General features: G+C 63.2%; 15 protein-coding genes. 3 read left to right on the top strand and 12 right to left on the bottom strand.

The annotated features are described in order from the left end of the window. Positions 1-29 precede the first annotated feature (29 nt). Entirely contained in the window at positions 30-797 is a 768-nt protein-coding gene (locus AC0L2D_RS16070) for a triose-phosphate isomerase (protein WP_013533068.1), read from the top strand. Between the two features lie 95 nt (positions 798-892). Next, the gene (gene derI / locus AC0L2D_RS16065) at positions 893-1330 is read left to right on the top strand and encodes a D-erythrulose-4-phosphate isomerase (protein WP_024502451.1); all 438 of its coding nucleotides are present in this window, start codon (positions 893-895) and stop codon (positions 1328-1330) included. A gap of 24 nt (positions 1331-1354) precedes the next feature. Here the strand turns inward: derI and dhaL are convergent, their stop codons facing one another. The 4 genes from dhaL to oiaX all read right to left on the bottom strand — a co-directional run bounded on the left by dhaL (position 1355) and on the right by oiaX (position 5749). Then, entirely contained in the window at positions 1355-1996 is a 642-nt protein-coding gene (gene dhaL, locus AC0L2D_RS16060; RefSeq protein ID WP_473541517.1) for a dihydroxyacetone kinase subunit DhaL, read from the bottom strand. Positions 1997-2022: 26 nt separating this feature from the next. After that, entirely contained in the window at positions 2023-3030 is a 1008-nt protein-coding gene (locus AC0L2D_RS16055) for a dihydroxyacetone kinase subunit DhaK (RefSeq protein WP_027163947.1), read from the bottom strand. A 129-nt stretch (positions 3031-3159) separates the two neighbouring features. Continuing rightward, positions 3160-4494 (bottom strand): four-carbon acid sugar kinase family protein, encoded by a 1335-nt coding sequence (locus AC0L2D_RS16050; RefSeq protein ID WP_027163946.1) that lies wholly within the window; start codon positions 4492-4494, stop codon positions 3160-3162. A 4-nt stretch (positions 4495-4498) separates the two neighbouring features. Next, positions 4499-5749: a 3-oxo-isoapionate-4-phosphate decarboxylase OiaX gene (gene oiaX, locus AC0L2D_RS16045; RefSeq protein WP_473541516.1), complete on the bottom strand. Its 1251-nt coding sequence runs from the start codon at positions 5747-5749 to the stop codon at positions 4499-4501. A gap of 174 nt (positions 5750-5923) precedes the next feature. Here oiaX and AC0L2D_RS16040 point away from each other — a divergent pair, with 174 nt between their 5' ends. Continuing rightward, a complete protein-coding gene (locus AC0L2D_RS16040; RefSeq protein WP_063167520.1) occupies positions 5924-6637 on the top strand; it encodes a transcriptional regulator NanR in 714 nt (237 codons plus the stop codon). A gap of 2 nt (positions 6638-6639) precedes the next feature. Here AC0L2D_RS16040 and apnL read toward each other — a convergent pair whose 3' ends face one another. From apnL to AC0L2D_RS16000, 8 genes are all read right to left on the bottom strand, one after another. Beyond that, positions 6640-8478: a D-apionate lactonase gene (gene apnL, locus AC0L2D_RS16035; RefSeq protein ID WP_473541515.1), complete on the bottom strand. Its 1839-nt coding sequence runs from the start codon at positions 8476-8478 to the stop codon at positions 6640-6642. Next, positions 8475-9509 carry a Gfo/Idh/MocA family protein gene (locus tag AC0L2D_RS16030; RefSeq protein ID WP_473541514.1) on the bottom strand — a complete coding sequence of 345 codons (1035 nt, stop codon included), beginning with the start codon at positions 9507-9509 and terminating at the stop codon, positions 8475-8477. Before AC0L2D_RS16030 ends, apnL begins: the two co-directional genes overlap by 4 nt. Before the next feature lie 2 nt (positions 9510-9511). Continuing rightward, on the bottom strand, positions 9512-10576 hold the full coding sequence (locus tag AC0L2D_RS16025; protein ID WP_024502456.1) for an ABC transporter permease: 1065 nt from the start codon (positions 10574-10576) through the stop codon (positions 9512-9514). After that, the gene (locus AC0L2D_RS16020; RefSeq protein WP_473541513.1) at positions 10569-12125 is read right to left on the bottom strand and encodes a sugar ABC transporter ATP-binding protein; all 1557 of its coding nucleotides are present in this window, start codon (positions 12123-12125) and stop codon (positions 10569-10571) included. Before AC0L2D_RS16020 ends, AC0L2D_RS16025 begins: the two co-directional genes overlap by 8 nt. Beyond that, entirely contained in the window at positions 12122-12766 is a 645-nt protein-coding gene (locus tag AC0L2D_RS16015; RefSeq protein WP_027163941.1) for a DUF2291 family protein, read from the bottom strand. The genes AC0L2D_RS16020 and AC0L2D_RS16015 overlap by 4 nt, the downstream gene beginning before the upstream one ends. Positions 12767-12859: 93 nt before the next feature. Then, the gene (locus AC0L2D_RS16010; protein ID WP_224675630.1) at positions 12860-13801 is read right to left on the bottom strand and encodes a D-ribose ABC transporter substrate-binding protein; all 942 of its coding nucleotides are present in this window, start codon (positions 13799-13801) and stop codon (positions 12860-12862) included. A 321-nt stretch (positions 13802-14122) separates the two neighbouring features. Further along, positions 14123-14950: a phosphogluconate dehydrogenase C-terminal domain-containing protein gene (locus tag AC0L2D_RS16005; RefSeq protein ID WP_024502460.1), complete on the bottom strand. Its 828-nt coding sequence runs from the start codon at positions 14948-14950 to the stop codon at positions 14123-14125. Positions 14951-15240: 290 nt separating this feature from the next. Then, positions 15241-15915: a GntR family transcriptional regulator gene (locus tag AC0L2D_RS16000; RefSeq protein WP_013533053.1), complete on the bottom strand. Its 675-nt coding sequence runs from the start codon at positions 15913-15915 to the stop codon at positions 15241-15243. Positions 15916-16019: the final 104 nt, after the last annotated feature.

The following is a 16019-nucleotide window of genomic DNA, read 5'->3' as shown; positions in this document are numbered from 1 at the left end:
GGCCGCAAGAGTATCGAAGGAGAAAAACAATGGCCCCATATTGGGTCGGCACGAGCTGGAAGATGAACAAGACGCTTGCCGAGGCGTTGCTGTTCGCCGATGCGTTGGCCGCCTTCGTGCCTGGTTTCGATCAGGCGATACAGCCTTTCGTCATTCCGCCGTTCACCGCCGCGCGCCAGGTCAAGGCGGCACTGGCCAACACCCGCGTGAAGGTAGGTGCCCAGAACATGCATTGGGCCGATGCCGGCGCGTGGACGGGAGAGATTTCGCCAGTGATGTTGAAAGACTGCGGGCTGGATGTAATCGAACTCGGCCATAGCGAGCGCCGGGAGCATTTCGGCGAGACGGATGCGACTGTCGGACTGAAAACGGCAGCTGCCGTCAGGCACGGTTTCGTGCCACTGATCTGCGTCGGCGAGACGCTGGACGAGCGTGAATCAGGCCGCGCCGAGGCGGTGCTGACGGCACAGGTTCTCGGCGCGCTGCAGGAGCTGAGCGGCGATCAACCGAAGGCGGAAATCCTCTTTGCCTACGAGCCTGTCTGGGCGATCGGGGAGAAGGGCATTCCCGCAAGCGCCGACTATGCCGACAAGCAGCAAGCGCTGATCAAGCAGGTAGCCGCTGACCGGCTGCCGGCTGCCCCGCCTGTGCTTTACGGCGGCAGCGTCAACCCCGGCAACGCGGCCGAACTTATCGGCCAGCCGCATATTGATGGCCTGTTCATCGGCCGCTCGGCGTGGCAAGCGGAAGGCTATATCGACATTCTGAAAAAGGCGTCGGCCGCCATCGCGCGCTAACCGCGCGAGCAATTCCGGGAAAGTGTGAAGCGGTTTTCCGTCCGGAATTGCGTCAAATCAAAGAGACAGAGACAAAAGCAAAGGAGTTCATCATCATGAAGATCGCACTCGGAGCCGACAGCGCCGGCAAGCCGCTGCTCGATGTCATCGCCAAGCATCTCGCCACCAAGCCGGAGTTGCAGGTCGTCGACCTGAGCCAGGCCGGCTTCTACGCCGATATCGCCGCCTCGGTTGGCCACGAAATTCTCGACGGCAACTACGACCGGGCCATCCTGTTTTGTGGCACCGGCATCGGCGTCAGCATCTCTGCCAACAAGGTGCCGGGCATTCGCGCCGCGTTGACCCACGATACCTATTCCGCGGAGCGCGCCGCCAAGTCCAACAACGCCCAGATCATCACCATGGGCGCCCGCGTCATCGGTCCCGAACTGGCGAAATCGATCGCCGACGCATGGCTTGCCTCCGAGTTTGATCCGAATGGCCCATCTGCCGCGAACGTGCAGGCCGTCGACAAGCTCGACGCCAAGCGCTGAAAGACGCGGCAAGTCCGCTGATGATCAGTCGGTCAAGGCGGTCCGCATCGCCTCGATCACGGTGACGGCGGACGCAGCGCCCGGATCCATATGGCCAAGCGAACGTTCGCCGAGGCGTGATGCCCGGCCCTTGGTGGCCACCATCGCTTTGGTCGCTTCCGCGCCTGTCTCTGCCGCCTGGGCGGCGGCCTTGAGACTGGCGGCCAGATCCTTGCCTGAGGCCAGCGCTTCGCCCGCCGCTTGCCCCGCCGGCGCCCATGCATCGATCATCGTCTTTTCGCCAAGCTCTGCCTTGCCGCGATCCTGAATGCCGTTGGCCATGGCCTGGAACAGGGCGACCACATCCGCGTCGTCGAGCGCCGTCTTGCCCTTGACGGCTGCCGCGGCGCGCATGAGCGCGGTCGCATAGAGCGGACCGGAGGAGGCGCCGACCGCATTCAGGAACGACTTTGCCGCCGTGTTCAGCAAGGTGGTCGGATCGGTCGCCGCGGTGTCCAGTCCGGCCACCGCATCGCGCGCAGCGGAAAATCCAAGCTCCATCGCGATGCCGTGGTCGGCGTCACCGATAACCCCGTCAAGCGCGCACAGCCTGTCCCTGTCTGCTGACATGGAGTTTGCGATCGCCGCGAACATCGTGACAAGGCGGGCAGTATCGATTGTCGTCATGTCTTAGTCCTTGCCACAGAGTGGGTTTAGCCGGCGCGAAACATGGCGCAGTCGCAGGGGTGGTCCAGCATCGTCTGCAACTCGCCGTCCAGCCGATGCAGCGTGATCGAGGCCCCGGCCATTTCGAGCGAGGTGCAGTAATTGCCGACCCAGCTTGCGTGGATGGACACACCGATCTCATCAAGCCTCTGCTTCACGCGCCGGTTCATGATGTAGAGTTCCATCAGCGGCGTTGAGCCCAGCGAATTGACGAGCACCGCGACCTTGTCGCCGCGCGCCGGCGCCATCTCGTCGAGGATCCTGTCCAGCATCTCGTCGGTGATCTCATCGGCTGTTTTCAACTTTTCGCGTGCGATGCCGGGCTCGCCGTGGATGCCCATGCCGATCTCCATCTCGTCCGGCCCGATCTCGAAATTTGGCCGGCGGGTCTGCGGCAGCGAACAGGGCGACAGCGCCACGCCCATGGTGAAGGTGTGGTCGTTGGCCTTGCCGGCGATGCGCTCGCATTCGTCGAACGACAACATCCGGTCGCAGGCGGCGCCGGCCGCCTTGAAGATGAAGAAATTGCCGGCGACGCCGCGCCTCTTGTGCCGCTGGTCGCGCGGTGCCGAGGCGACGTCGTCGGTGCTCAGCACCGTGCGCACCTCGATGTCGTCCATCGCCGCCATCTCGGCCGCCATGTCGAAATTCATCACGTCGCCGGCATAATTGCCGTACATGAACAGCACGCCGGCGCCGCCGCTGACCGCCTTGGCACATTCGAGGATCGGGTCCGGCGGCGGCGAGGCAAAGACATTGCCGATGGCCGCAGCGTCAGCCAAGCCCTTGCCGACAAAGCCGAGAAAGCTCGGCTCGTGGCCCGAGCCGCCGCCGATGACCAGGCCCACCTTGCCCTGGCGCGGCCCGTCGCGGGCGACGATGGAGCGTGGACTGCCGTCCACGCTTTTGAGATGGCGGGGATGCGCTGCCAGGATGCCTTCCAGCATCTCGTCGACGGCGCGGTTGCCATCGTTGATGATCTTCTTGGTCTGCACCCGGCATCCTCCCGACTTCGGCATTTTCGCAGATAATACCGGGTGTTACCGGGATTTCCACCCGGCAAGGCGTATTTCGCGCGCTGAGATGTTCCCACGGCCAACACCTGGACGCAGGCGCTGGCTGTTTCAACCGCCGAGGCCGTCGCGGATGGCTGAGAAATAGCGATCGGTCCCGACCTGGCCGCCCTTGAGCGCGACCTCCAGTCCGTCGATCGCCTTGACGCGCGAGTGGGCAACGCAAAGCGGGGAACCCGGCGAAGCGGGCAGCGGCATGCGAATTGTCAGGGCATCGACGCCCGTCTCGCCGAGTGCGTGGCTCGACGTGTCGCCGCCTGCAATGACCACGCGACGCAGGCTCTGTTCCACCGTCAGGTTGCGAAGGATTTCTCCGAGGCCGCGGCCAAGCCTGTGGCGGGCGCCTTCCTCCCGGTCGATTTCGGCGCCCCTGTCGGCAGTGGGGCCAAGCGCGGTGTAGAGGATGACGCTGCGCCCGGCTTGCAGACTGGCACGGCCGCTTGCCGTTGCGCGCGTGATCGCCTGCTGCGAGGCCTCCGAAACCAGTTCGACCGGATCGACCTCGATGCCGTCGAAACCGTCGGTCAGGGCATGCCGGATCTGTCGTTCGGTGGTCGGCGAGCAACTGCCCGACACGACGGCTATCCGCTCGGCAGCGCCCGGCGGTGTGAAGCCTGGCCCAGCGCTGACGACGCCATTCGACGTCCATTCGGCCAGCAGCGCATATTCGACACCGGACGAGCCGACGACAAAAGAACCGCCGGGCTTGCGAACGCGCCACAGTTCCTTGCCGGCCAAAACCTGCGTCTCCAGACTGTCGACATCGACAAGCACGATGGCGGTGCCGTTTCCGGTCAGGCGATCGAACGCCGCCGACCGCGATGCCGACTGCAGCGTCGCAAGATCGACCAGCCCGGAGCTCAGCGCCGTCTGCCGCGACAGATGGATCAGCAGATCGGACTCATCCATTGGCGTCGTCGGGTGACGGCTCATCACCGGGTGGCGATCAATGCGGAAATATTGGTCGCGATAGGCCGCGAACAGATGGCCGAAAGCGGTATAGCGCTTGAGCTGCGGCGCGCCGACCAGCAGCGGCACGCTATCCTGCGCGAACACCGAGCGGCCGACCTCGATGGCTCGGCCGATGCTGCCGATCGTCGGGCTGGAATCGAAGGTCGAGCAGACCTTGTAGTGGCAAATCTCGGCGTTAAGCGTCTTCAGCCAGGCGAAGGCATCGCGCAGATGCGTGTCCATCCATTGCGGCGTCTCACTGCGGCTGGTGCCGGCCAGCCCTATCGCCCGGCAATGGCCAAACCGGGACAGCAGGGCCGCGTCCGGCTGGCGCATGAACAGCACGGTCGGCACGCCACCGAGCTCGAGCGCCTCCATGACATCGGTCGAGCCGGTCAGGTCGTCGCCATAATAGCTGAGAAGCAGGTCCTGCATCGTCTCAGGCTGCCTTGCCGTCGCCGAATTTTTCGATCGACCGCGCCAGTTCGGGATGGTTCAAGGCGAAGTCGGCCAGCGGAATGCCGTCGACCGCCGATTGCCAGGCTTGCTGCACGGCACGTACGCCGGCGCCCGGTCCGTCCGGATGGCTGACGATGCCGCCGCCGCAGAGATAGAGAAGATCCACGGTCCGGCCGGTTCGTGCATATGTCTCGGGCGCCTGACCGCCCCACTGGCCGGAACCTGCCACCGGTAATGCGCAGTCCCCAGCCGAAAAGATCGGCGTCGTCACCGCCTTGAAGGATTCGACGAAAGAGTCATCCGGCTCCCAGTATTTCGAGGCGATGCCGTTGATCTGGAACTGGTCGACGCCGAGCAGTCGCCAGAATTGCTGCCAGACCTTGAAGTCCATGCCGAGGCCGGGGTGACGGGTGAGGATGTCCCAGCCGTTGCGATGAGCATGCAGCACCAGGCCGGAGCGTTTTCTCAGGAATGCCATGCCGCCAAAGCCGATCGAATTGATGTTGATAACAGCACAATTGCCGCCGGCCTTCGCCACCAGATCGTGGTTGCGCATCATCTCGTCGGGATCGGCGTGCGAAATGCCGAAGGCATACATCACCTTCTTGCCGGTCTTCTGCTCGTGATCGAGGATCAGCGGCATGATTGCCTTCACCCGTTCCGACAGGGGCGAATAGGCCGGGCTCATCAGCTTCTCGTCATCCTTGATGAAGTCGACGCCGGCGGCGATCAGTTCCGCCACCATTGCCGCCGTCTCGTGCGGCCGCAATCCTAGCGCCGGCTTGACGATCGTGCCGATGATCGGGCGGTCAGTCACATTGGTCAGCCGGCGGCTGCCGGCGACCCCGAACTGTGGGCCAGGATGTACGCCGCAAAAATCCTCCGGCAGCTTCATGTCGATGACGCGAATCCCGGTGAGGCCCTTGATCGAATAGGTGCCGCCGATGGCGATCGTCATCAGCGCCGAAAGGTCGGTGCCGATGGCATCGAACGGAAAGGCGATGTCGACATCGGCGCGCCTGAACGGCCCCTTACCGTCATTGGGAAGCGACGGCCGCTCGGCATCGGGCAGAGGCCGAATCGCCAGCACACGCGCCGCCACCCGGGCCTTCAGTTCCTCGGTCTCGCCGGGCAGCGCTACGAAGGTGCCGGTCGACTGATCGCTGGCGATCTTGGCCGCCAGCGCTTCGATGCTTCCAGGCGTTTCGATGCGGTAGGTGAGCGTGATCATGGTCCGCTGTCTCAAGCCGAGGCGTTCGAAAAAGGTTCACTGGTGTTTCAAATCTGGTATAATGAGTACATAAGTATTGCAAGTCATATCCGGCAGCGGGATCGACAGACGGCAATTCCGGGAATTGTGGCGGCAGTGTTAGATAGGGCCGGGTCAAGGGAGTGATTCGCGGCGATGAACCGTTCGGAACCGATTGTCCGGCGCAAGCTTTCCGATGAGGTCTTCTTGCGGCTGAAGCGCCTGATCACCAGCGGCGAGCTGATGCCAGGCGACGACATGCCCTCGGAGCGCGAGCTGATGGAGCGCTTCGAGGTCGGCCGCCCCGCGATCCGCGAGGCGATGCAGGCGCTGAGCAATATGGGGCTGGTTGCGATCTCGCATGGCGAACGCGCCAAGGTGCTGCAACTCACCGCCAAGTCGATCATCAAGCAGGTCGACGGCGCCGCCAAGATCATCCTGTCGTCATCGAAAGACACGCTGGAGCACCTGAAGACCGCGCGCATCTTCTTCGAGCGTGGCATGGTCAGGGAAGCCGCCGAAAAGGCCACCGCCGAGGATGTGCTGCGGCTGCGGGCCACCGTTGCCGAACAGCGCGGCTTTCGCGGCGATTCCGAAGCCTTCATCTCCGCCGACATGAAGTTCCATACACAGATCGCCGCGATCTCCGGCAACCCGATCTATGTCGCCGTCAGCGAGGCGATGCTCGGCTGGCTGAAGGAATACCACACCGAAATGCTGATCTGGACCGGCAAGGAAAAGTTCACGCTCACCGAGCACGAAGAGATCATCGGCCGCATCGAGAAGAAGGATGCCGATGGCGCCGAGAAGGCGATGATCAAGCATCTCGAACGCTCGCGCGCGCTCTATGTGATGAACTCCGAAAAATAACGTCAGTCGATCCGGACGATCTCGTAAGGCGTCATCACGAGATGGCCTCGGCCAAAAGCTGAAATGTCGACTTGCACGTCGTCCGCCGTCAGGTTCGCCAGCCACACGACAGTGTCGCCCGAGGCCGAGCGTCCAGCCAGCGCCAGCACCTTGGTCTCATCGCTCGTCCCTGCGGCCACATGCGCAAGGCCGGCCAGTTCGCAAAGCCCCTTGATGGCTCTGAAGAGCGGCCGGGGCGATCCTTCCGCGACGGGTTCTCCGGATGACGCCAGCACGCCGAACGGTCCGGTGAAGCTGGAGAGCGTGAGCTGTTCCAGCCCAGCGGCTGCGACGCGCGCGGCATAGCCGATCGTCCAAGCCGCCGCGAACTGGCCGGCATGGCGCGGATCGCTGTCGGCCATGGCAATGCGCTGTCCGCCGGGATTGGGTTTGGTCGCTCCGCCATAAGGGTTCTGGCGCATGGCAATCGTCGATGGTCCGATCCGGTAGGGTTTTGCCCCGAAGATTGCCCGTGCCGATTGGGTGATGAAAGGCAGCGCCTCCAGCGACTGCATGACGCTGAGATCGTCGGCGGCGTGCACGATCGGGCAGGTGCAATGGGTGACGAAATCGAGCTGGTCTGCCGGGACGCGCTTGCGGTTGAGTTCGGTGAAATAGCTGAACATGCCGCCGCCGAGGCGGATGTCGGGGAATGCCCGCCGCGCTGCGGCATAAATGTCGTCGAGCGGCGGGCATTCCGGCCACGCGCTGCCCGGCGGTGTCGACTGCCGGTCGACCGACGGCGACACGGCAATGGCCGAGAGTTTTAGCCCGGCCCGGCGAACCAGGTCGGCGACGCCGGACAGCTCGGCGTCAAGATCGCCAGCGCAGACAACGACGCATTCAAGGGTTGTTTCGGCTGCGTAGGCAGTTGCGAGCCGGGCGAAAGCGCGCAAGGCATCGAGCCCGTGGCCGCGCGTCGGATCGTGGTGAAACAGCAGCTGTTGTGGGCCGAGTGCCGCCAGCGTGGAGAGGTTCGCCAGCGCCGTCTCGACATCCTCGGGATAGATGACCACGCCGACATCGGGCAGCCTTGCTCCCGCCTCGCCGAGTTCGACCCTGACCGGTTCGCTGGCCACTGCGGCAGCCGGCGCTTTGCCTTCACCTGCGATGCGCAGGCTGATCGTCTGGCTCAGGGGCTGGCCGGCAGGCAGCACATACGGCCACGGCAGCACCAGCGGCCGCACATAGGTCTTGTAGGAGGCGTCCGACCAGTTGCGCTGGTCCTCCATTTCGAAAGTATCGCCTTCCATCCGGCACTCAGCGGTGACACCAGGCCGAATCTGATGGGAGATGGCGCGGATATCCTTGAAAGGCTGCCAGGGGTCGATCAGCTGGGGAAGTTTCGTCGCCACCACGCTGCCGTCTGTGTGCTCGACCATGACCGGGCTACCGGCGAGGTCGGCGATCGGGTGCAGGATACAGAAGCCGCAGCGGTTGGTTTCGAAATCGTTTTCGGGAAGGGCGCTGACGTCGAAGACCAGACGGCCGTCGGCAGAGCCTTTGATGGTGGCGCGGAAGCCGAGCCGGTTTCCATCGGGGGCCAGGCAGCTTGCCGAATAGCTGACCGAAAAAGCGTCGGCACCCTGCTCGATCACCAGGTCCATCAAATTTGGCTCATAGGTGCCCCAGTCGCGGTCACGCACGATATAGGCGATGGCGCGTAGCACTTCGGTGCCGCCATGCCGAATGGTGCGCAGATTGCCGTTGACGAAGTCGGCGCTGAGCGCGCCTGCGCTGAGCCTGACCGGCTCGGCCTCGACCACGCGCGTGCCGTAAAGGAGGAAGGTATCGGCGGTCATTTCAGCGAGGCGTCGAGTTGCACCGGTTGCCGGCTCGCGGCCCCAGCATAGGCGGACTCGACCAGCGCGAACGTCTTGAGATTGTCCGCGCCCGAGGTCGCCGGTTGTACGCCCTTTGCCAGGCAGTCTACCCAGTGCTGCTGGATGGCGACGACGCTTTCCTGGATGTTGTGCCAGGGCCGCGACGCCCAGGCCAGCAGCGGCGGCGAGACGTCGGTGACGGCCGTGCCGCTCTTGCCGGTGACGGTCAGCCGGTATCCCTGCGCCAGCCGGATCGTGCCGTCGCTGCCATCGATCTCGATCAGCGTTTCGGGAAACGGCTCGGTGGCGAGCTTCGTCGCGTAGCTGCAGTCGACCACGGAGGTTGCGCCGCTCTTGTGGTCCATCAGCATGGTCGCCACATCCTCGCCCGCAATGGCGGGATTGATGCGGGCGATTCGTGTCGTGATGGTCGAGACGTCGCCGAGCAGGAAACGGGCGATATCGAGGATATGGATACCGAGGTCCTCGATGATGAAGCGCTTTCCCGTCGCCAGATAGGGCTGACCGGAAAACACGTCATAGGCCGAGCGGAAGGAGATACGCCCGAAGAAGGGCGTGCCGATCTCGCCGCTATCGAGCACGGTCCGCACCGCCTGGACAGGTGACTGCCAGCGAAAATTCTCATGCACCATCAGCGGAACGCCGGCTTCCGCGCATGCCTTGACCATCGCCTTTGCGTCGGCAAGCGTCGGCGCGAACGGCTTTTGGCAGATCACCGGAACGCGGTGGGCGGCCGCCATTTCGACAAGCGGACGATGGCTGGGCGCGGTGGTGGCGATATCGACGAAGTCCAGGCTTTCGCCGGCAAATAGTTCCGCCGCATCGGTATAGCGCTTCGCAATGCCGAACTGGTCACCGACGATCCGCAACCGTTCCGGGTCACGGTCGCAGATGGCGATGATCGAGGCGCCCGCTATGTCGCGCCAGGCATGCATCTGGTTGACGGCAAAGAAGCCGCAGCCGATCAGCGCTCCCCGCAGTTCCGCCATGCTCAGCCTGCCTTTGCCATCTGCATCAAGGTGACACGTTGCTGAAGCCGGCGCTGTGCCTGGTCGACGACGACGGCGACGATGATGACGAGGCCCTTGATCACCATCTGCCAGAACGAACTCACGCCCATCATCACCAACCCGTCCGAAAGGATGCCGATGACGAAGGCGCCCACGATGGTGCCGCCGATCGTACCGCGGCCGCCCGACATCGAAGTGCCGCCGAGCACTGCCGCCGCAATGGCGTTGAGCTCGAAGCTTTCGCCCGTCGCCGGATGCGAGGCCATCAGCTCGGACGAGATGATCAGGCCGACGATCGCCGCGCAGAAACCGGAGAACATATAGACGAACATCTTGACCATGTTGACCCGGACGCCCGAAATCCGCGACGCCCGTTCATTGCCGCCGACGGCGAAGATATGGCGACCGAGTGGCGTGTACTTGGCGAGATAGGCGGCTCCCAGTGCAACGACGATGAGGATCCAGATCGCCACCGGCAAGCCAAGCAGCCGACCGGCACCGAGGAAGCCGAAGCCGGTGGTGCCAAGCTCCGGCTTGCCGACGAGGTTGGGAAAGGTGCGGCCATCCGACGACAGCAGCGCCAGGCCGCGCGCGACATAGAGCACGCCGAGCGTGGCGATGAACGGCGCGACGTTTAGCCTGGTGATCAGCAAGCCGTTGACGGCGCCGATCAATATGCCGACGGCAAGCGTGATCAGCGCGATCTCAAAGACGTTGAAATAGATGGTGTAGCCGATCTGCAGGTCGATGCCGTTGAGCACGAGATACCCGGCCACCATACCGCACAGGCCGACGATCGAACCGACCGAAAGGTCGATGCCGCCGGTGATAATGACGAAGGTCATGCCCATCGCCAGGAACGCATTCAGCGCCACGTGCTTCGACATCAGGATCAGATTGGCGGTCGACAGGAAATTCGGCGCCGCGATCGAGAAGAAGATCAGCACGGCGATCAGCGCAATGAAGGTCCTGAGCTTCATAACTGTCAGCAGCACCGAGCCGCTGGAAGCGGAGGGAGCGGCCGCTTTGGCTGGGATGTCAGTCATGGGCGGTGCTCTCCGTATGTGGGGCTGGTCCGTGGCCAAGCGCCGATGCGGCGACGAGTGCCGCCTCCGTCGCCTCAGTGCGGTCGAACATGCCGGTCAGTTTTCCGTTGCTCATCACTGCGATGCGGTCCGACAGCGCCATCACCTCATCGAGATCGGAGGTGGCGAACAAAATCCCCAAACCGTCGCGGGACAGTTTGCGCATGGTGCGGAAGACGTCGGCCTTGGCGCCGACATCGATGCCTCGGCTGGGCTCGTCCATCAACAGCACCTTGGGTTCGGTGAGCAGCGCCTTGCCGATCACCACCTTCTGCTGGTTGCCGCCCGACAGCGACGACACCTCTTGCGCCGGGTCGGCGACCCTGATCGCCAACTCCCGCACCACCTGCGTCACCGCCTGCCTTTCGTCGGCGCCACGGATGTGGAACAGGCGGGCAAAGCGCGACAGGCTGGCCAGCGTCAAATTGCTGGCGACCGAAAGGATCGAGACAAGCCCTTCGCGCTGGCGATCCTCGGGGATTAGCGCTAGCCCGCGCCGGATGCGCCGCGTCGTATCGCGCTCCTTGACCTTTCTACCGCCAATGAAGATGTCGCCGGTCGAATGGCCGTGGCGGCCCATGATGCAGTCGAACAGTTCGCTGCGCCCGGCGCCCATCAAGCCGTATATGCCGAGGATCTCGCCGGCACGCAGCGACAACGAGACATGGTCGACGGCAAGTCCGCCGATGGCACGAGGCAGGCAGATCTCCTCGGCACGAAAAATCTCTTCGCCCGGAAGATGGCCGTCGGCCTTGGCGAAGTCCTTGGCGTCGGAGCCGATCATCTGGCGAACGATCCACTGCGTGTCGACGTTCTTCATCTCTTCCTGGCCGGTGATGCGGCCGTCACGCAGCACGGTGATGTAGTCGCCGATGCGGATCAGCTCTTCGAGCCGGTGCGAAATGTAGACGATGGCCACGCCGCGCGCCTTGAGGTCGGCGATCACCTTGAACAGGATCTCGACTTCCGCTGCACTCAGCGCCGAGGTCGGCTCGTCCATGATCAGGATGCGTGCATCGAGCGAAACCGCCTTGGCGATCTCGACCAGCTGCTGCTGGCCGATGCGCAGATCCTCGACCAGCATGTCGGGCCGGATGCCGGCCTGTAGGCGTTCCAGAAATTCCGCAGCGCGGTTTTCCTGTTGCGCGTGGTCGATTTTGCCGAAGCGGTTGGTGATTTCTCGGGTGGCGAAAATATTCTCGGCGACGCTCATATTGCCGAACAGGTTCAGCTCCTGGAACACCATGCCGATGCCACGGTTCACCGCATCACCGGATGACGAGAAGGAAACCTCTTCGCCTTCCAGCAGGATGCGGCCGGCGGTCGGCCGTTCGACACCGGCGATGATCTTCATCAGCGTCGACTTGCCGGCGCCGTTTTCGCCGACCAGCACGTTGACCGCGCCCTTGCGCACCTCGAAATTGGCGCGCTTGACCGCAACGGTGCCGGAATAGACCTTGGAGACGTCCTCGAGCTTCAGAATGATTTCGCGCTCCGCGATCGCGCTCATGGCTTCGGCCCGATCTCTGCCTCCGCCGGCGTCACCAGCGGCAGGTCCTGGCCGCTCCCCAGCGTATAGGCGCCGAGCACCTTGGCACTGCGGCCTTCCAGCGCCTCGCGCGGCAGCTTCGACAGCACCGTCTTGTCGGCATAAGCGTTGAAAGCCTTGCCGAACTGGGCGAAGTCGATCTGGTTGGTGAAGTCGTTGAACTGGATGAAGTCCAGGCTGTCGCGCAGCGCGGTACCGCGCACCGCCGGTCCGATCTGCACCCGTGCATCGGCTTTGCCGTCGCCGTCGACATCGACGTCGACCGTTGCCGCACGCGACTGTGTGTTGGCCGCGATAATCTTGCCTTCCAGCCGAACCGCGAAAGTCCAAGGCGAATTCGCCTGCTTGTTCGGATTGCCGTATTTGGCGCCGGCAGCCGCTGGGTCGGTTGTCGCCAGTGTGTGAACCTGCGCAAACGGTCCGGCTTTCTGCTGGAGATAGGGCACGACCTTTGCCGCCCATATCTCTTCGACCATCTTGTCTGGATTGAAGGTGGCAGCGTTGTTGCCGTCGTCCGATTTCGTCGGCAGGATCTTGCAGGCGGTCAGGCTGATGCCGACCATCACGGTAAGGATCGGCCAGTTCGGCTTGGTGTTCAGCATGGCGGCCTGTCGTTCAGCATCGTGGGCGGCCCACGGAAAATGGCGGCGAGGGGCGATCCTGGGTTCGCCCCTCGCTATTCAAATCACGCTGGCTCAGTTCGTCAGCGCGAAGGTCTCCAGCTTGGCGGCATTGTCGCCATTGACCAGAACGCAGTCCATCAATTGCTTTTCCTTGGCCGGCGACTTCTTGTTCTTGATGAAGTCGTTGGCCTGCTCGACCGCCATCTGCGCCTGCGCGAAGGCGGGCTGCAGCACCGTTGCCTTGATGCCGCCCGAGGTGATGGAGTCGCGAACATCGTTCGATCCGTCGAAGCCGACGACGATGACATCCTTGCGGTTCGCCGCGGCAAGTGCCGCATAGGCGCCCATCGCCATCGTATCGTTGCCGGAGATCACGCCCTTGATGTCGGGGTTGGCCTGCAGGATCGATTCCATCTTGGAATAGGCTTCCGTCTGGCTCCAGTTGGCCGACTGCTGGGCGACCATCTTCAGGTCCGGATAGTCGTCGATGACGTCGTGATAGCCCTTGGAACGAATGCCGGCATTGGTGTCGGATTCCTTGCCGACCAGCTCGACGAAATTGCCCTTCTCGCCCATCAGCTTGACGAATTCCTGCGCGCCGAGCTGGGCGCCCTGGTAGTTGTTGGAGACGATCTGCGCGACGGCGACGCCGGTGGCGTTGATCTCGCGGTCGATCAGGAAGGACGGAATGCCTGCGTCCTTGGCCTTCTGTACCGCGGCGACGGTGGCGTCGGCGCCGGCATTGTCGAGGATGATCGCCTTGGCGCCGCGGCCGATCGCGGTGTCGATCAGCTCGGACTGCTTGTTGGCGTCGTCGTCATGGACCAGCACCAGCGCCTCGTAGCCGAGTTCCTTGGCCTTGGCTTCGGCGCCGACGGCTTCCGCCTTGAAGAACGGATTGTCGTGCGAGGGCGTGATGATGGCGATGAGATCCGCCGCGTAGGCGGGCGCGGCCGTGCCAAGCGCCAGCATGCCGGCGAAAGCCGCAAGCGTCATTCTGCGTGTAAGTTTCATGAAGTCCTCCCGTTTGAAAAATTGCCTTGGTAACCCAAAGCATCTGTCGGCATCCGAATTCGTCAGGCGGCGCGGGCGGCGGATCGCTTTCGGGCTAAAGAGCCGTTTGCCGGCTTCCCCTCCACGGATCGTTGCTCCCCAGCCATCCTCCACTCGCCCAGGCATCGTACTCCTGCGAAAACCCTGTCGATCCGAGCCATGAACAGCTAAGCCAACTGGTATGATGAGTCAACCACGAATCCAGGTGATATGTACCTGATGAGCTACGATGCCGAGCGTCGCAACGGTACGGCGACGTCGCTGCGGCAGCGCCTCTCCTCTTCAGGTGATACGCTGAATGCTGGCGGCGATCTCTTCCGGCTCGAACACGCGCTTCCAGTCGTCCCGCATCAGCACCGGCTTGCCGAACTCGATCGCCTTGTTGCAGGCATCCGAGAAAACGCCCTTGGTCTCGCCGAAAATGACGGCGCCCAGCACGTTCATATGGCCGAGCAGGAAATCGAGCGCCGCCTGCTGGTCGACGCCGCGTGCCACGACCTCGTCGACGGCTTCCTTCATGACCACCAGCAACGAGGCGCACACCGTCTCCGAAAGCCCGGGTTCCAGCAGCGCCATCTGTTCGACGCTGACGCGGTGCGAACGCATGACCGGCGCCCAGATGATCTTCGCGATCGCCTCGCCCTTGGCGTAATCCTCTTCCGGCCCCTGCATCAAGGCGCTGACCATATGCTGCTTGGCCTTGACGCCGCCGAAATAGTCCTTCTTTGCCGCCATGTCTGTTTCGTCGTTGAAGATCGGCGGATGGCAGGGGTGGGTGACGAAATAGGTGAGGTCCGGTCGATTCGGCAGGTGGCCGGCGAAGGGTGCCGCCGCGTCGAGCACCACCACCATGGTGCCCGGCGCCAGCTTGCTCTCGATGCTGCTCGCCACCTTGCCGATATGCGTGTCGGGAACGGCCAGGATCACCACATCGGCGCCCTTGAGCGCTTCGTCGGCGCTAACCGCATCGAAACCCAGCCCGGTCTTCAGGCGCTCCTTGCCGGCATCGCTGACCTCGACATGGCGTATTGTGTAGGGCGACCCGCGAAAATTGGTCGACAGGCGGTAGCCCATTTTCCCACCGGCACCGAACAGCGCAATCGTTGTCATTTGGTCACTACTCCTGATCTCAGCGGACGGTATCACCCGTCGTCAACTGATCAACTGGTATAATCACGCTACCAGATTTTGGCAATCCGATAATGACCATGCGATGCGTTCGCCGCGTCATCGGCTGCCGCCGGCAAGCTCCAGCACGAGAACAATGGATGGCGCGCTCGGGATATGACCTCTAGATCACCAGAAGAAGCCCGCGCTTGCCCGCTGAGTGCGCATGAGCGCTGCTCTGCCATCCCCAGAAATAGGAGGCATGTGATAAGGGTCGGAGGTCGGGCCGGGCGCTACTTCAAAAGATCGACCAGCATGTCGAAAGCCGCATCGATATCGCCGCGAACCGCCGCCTGAACTGCCTGCTCGTCCCGGTCGCGCAGGGCCGCAAACATCTGTTGATGGTATGTGTTCGCGGTCGAGTAGGATCCATGCAGCATATTGAAATAGGGGCTGATCTGCAGCCATAGATCCTTGATGATCTTGAGCAGGGTTTCGGATCCCGCTGCTCGGTAGATTGCGAAGTGGAAGGTATAATTCGCCCTGAGATAGGCCTTTACGTCGTCCGCGCCATTCGCGCGTTCCAGTGAGTCCAGATCGCGCGCGAAAATCGCAAGGTCCGCATCACTGCGGTTCTGTGAGGCCCAGCCGGCGGCGATGGCCTCTATCTCAAAACGTACATTTCGCAAATCGGTGAGCCGCTCGCGGCTGAGCGCCGGAATACCAATGGAGCGCCCGGATACTACCGTCAGCGCGTTGGCTGCCGTCAGGCGCCGCAGCGCTTCCCTGACCGGCATCGGACTGACGCCAAAGGCGTCGGCGAGGCTCTGAACCGTGACCATCTCGCCCGGCACGATGCTGCCGTCGAGGATCAACTCGGTGACCTGATTGTAGACCCGGTCCTGCAGAGTTTCCTTGGACAGTGGAATGATCTCGACACCAGGCTTCCTGAACGCCGATCCAGCCATCTCCTGTCAACCTTCCCGCCTGAGGGCGACACCTGCTTGTGTGGTCGTGTCGGAATGCAAGGTTCGTGGTGCCACGTCAAGCGGCTGACACGGCCAGTTTTGAT

This window comes from Mesorhizobium sp. WSM4833, assembly GCF_055811095.1.
Note: the sequence above shows the minus strand (reverse complement) of the source record. Positions and strands in the feature narration are given on the sequence as shown.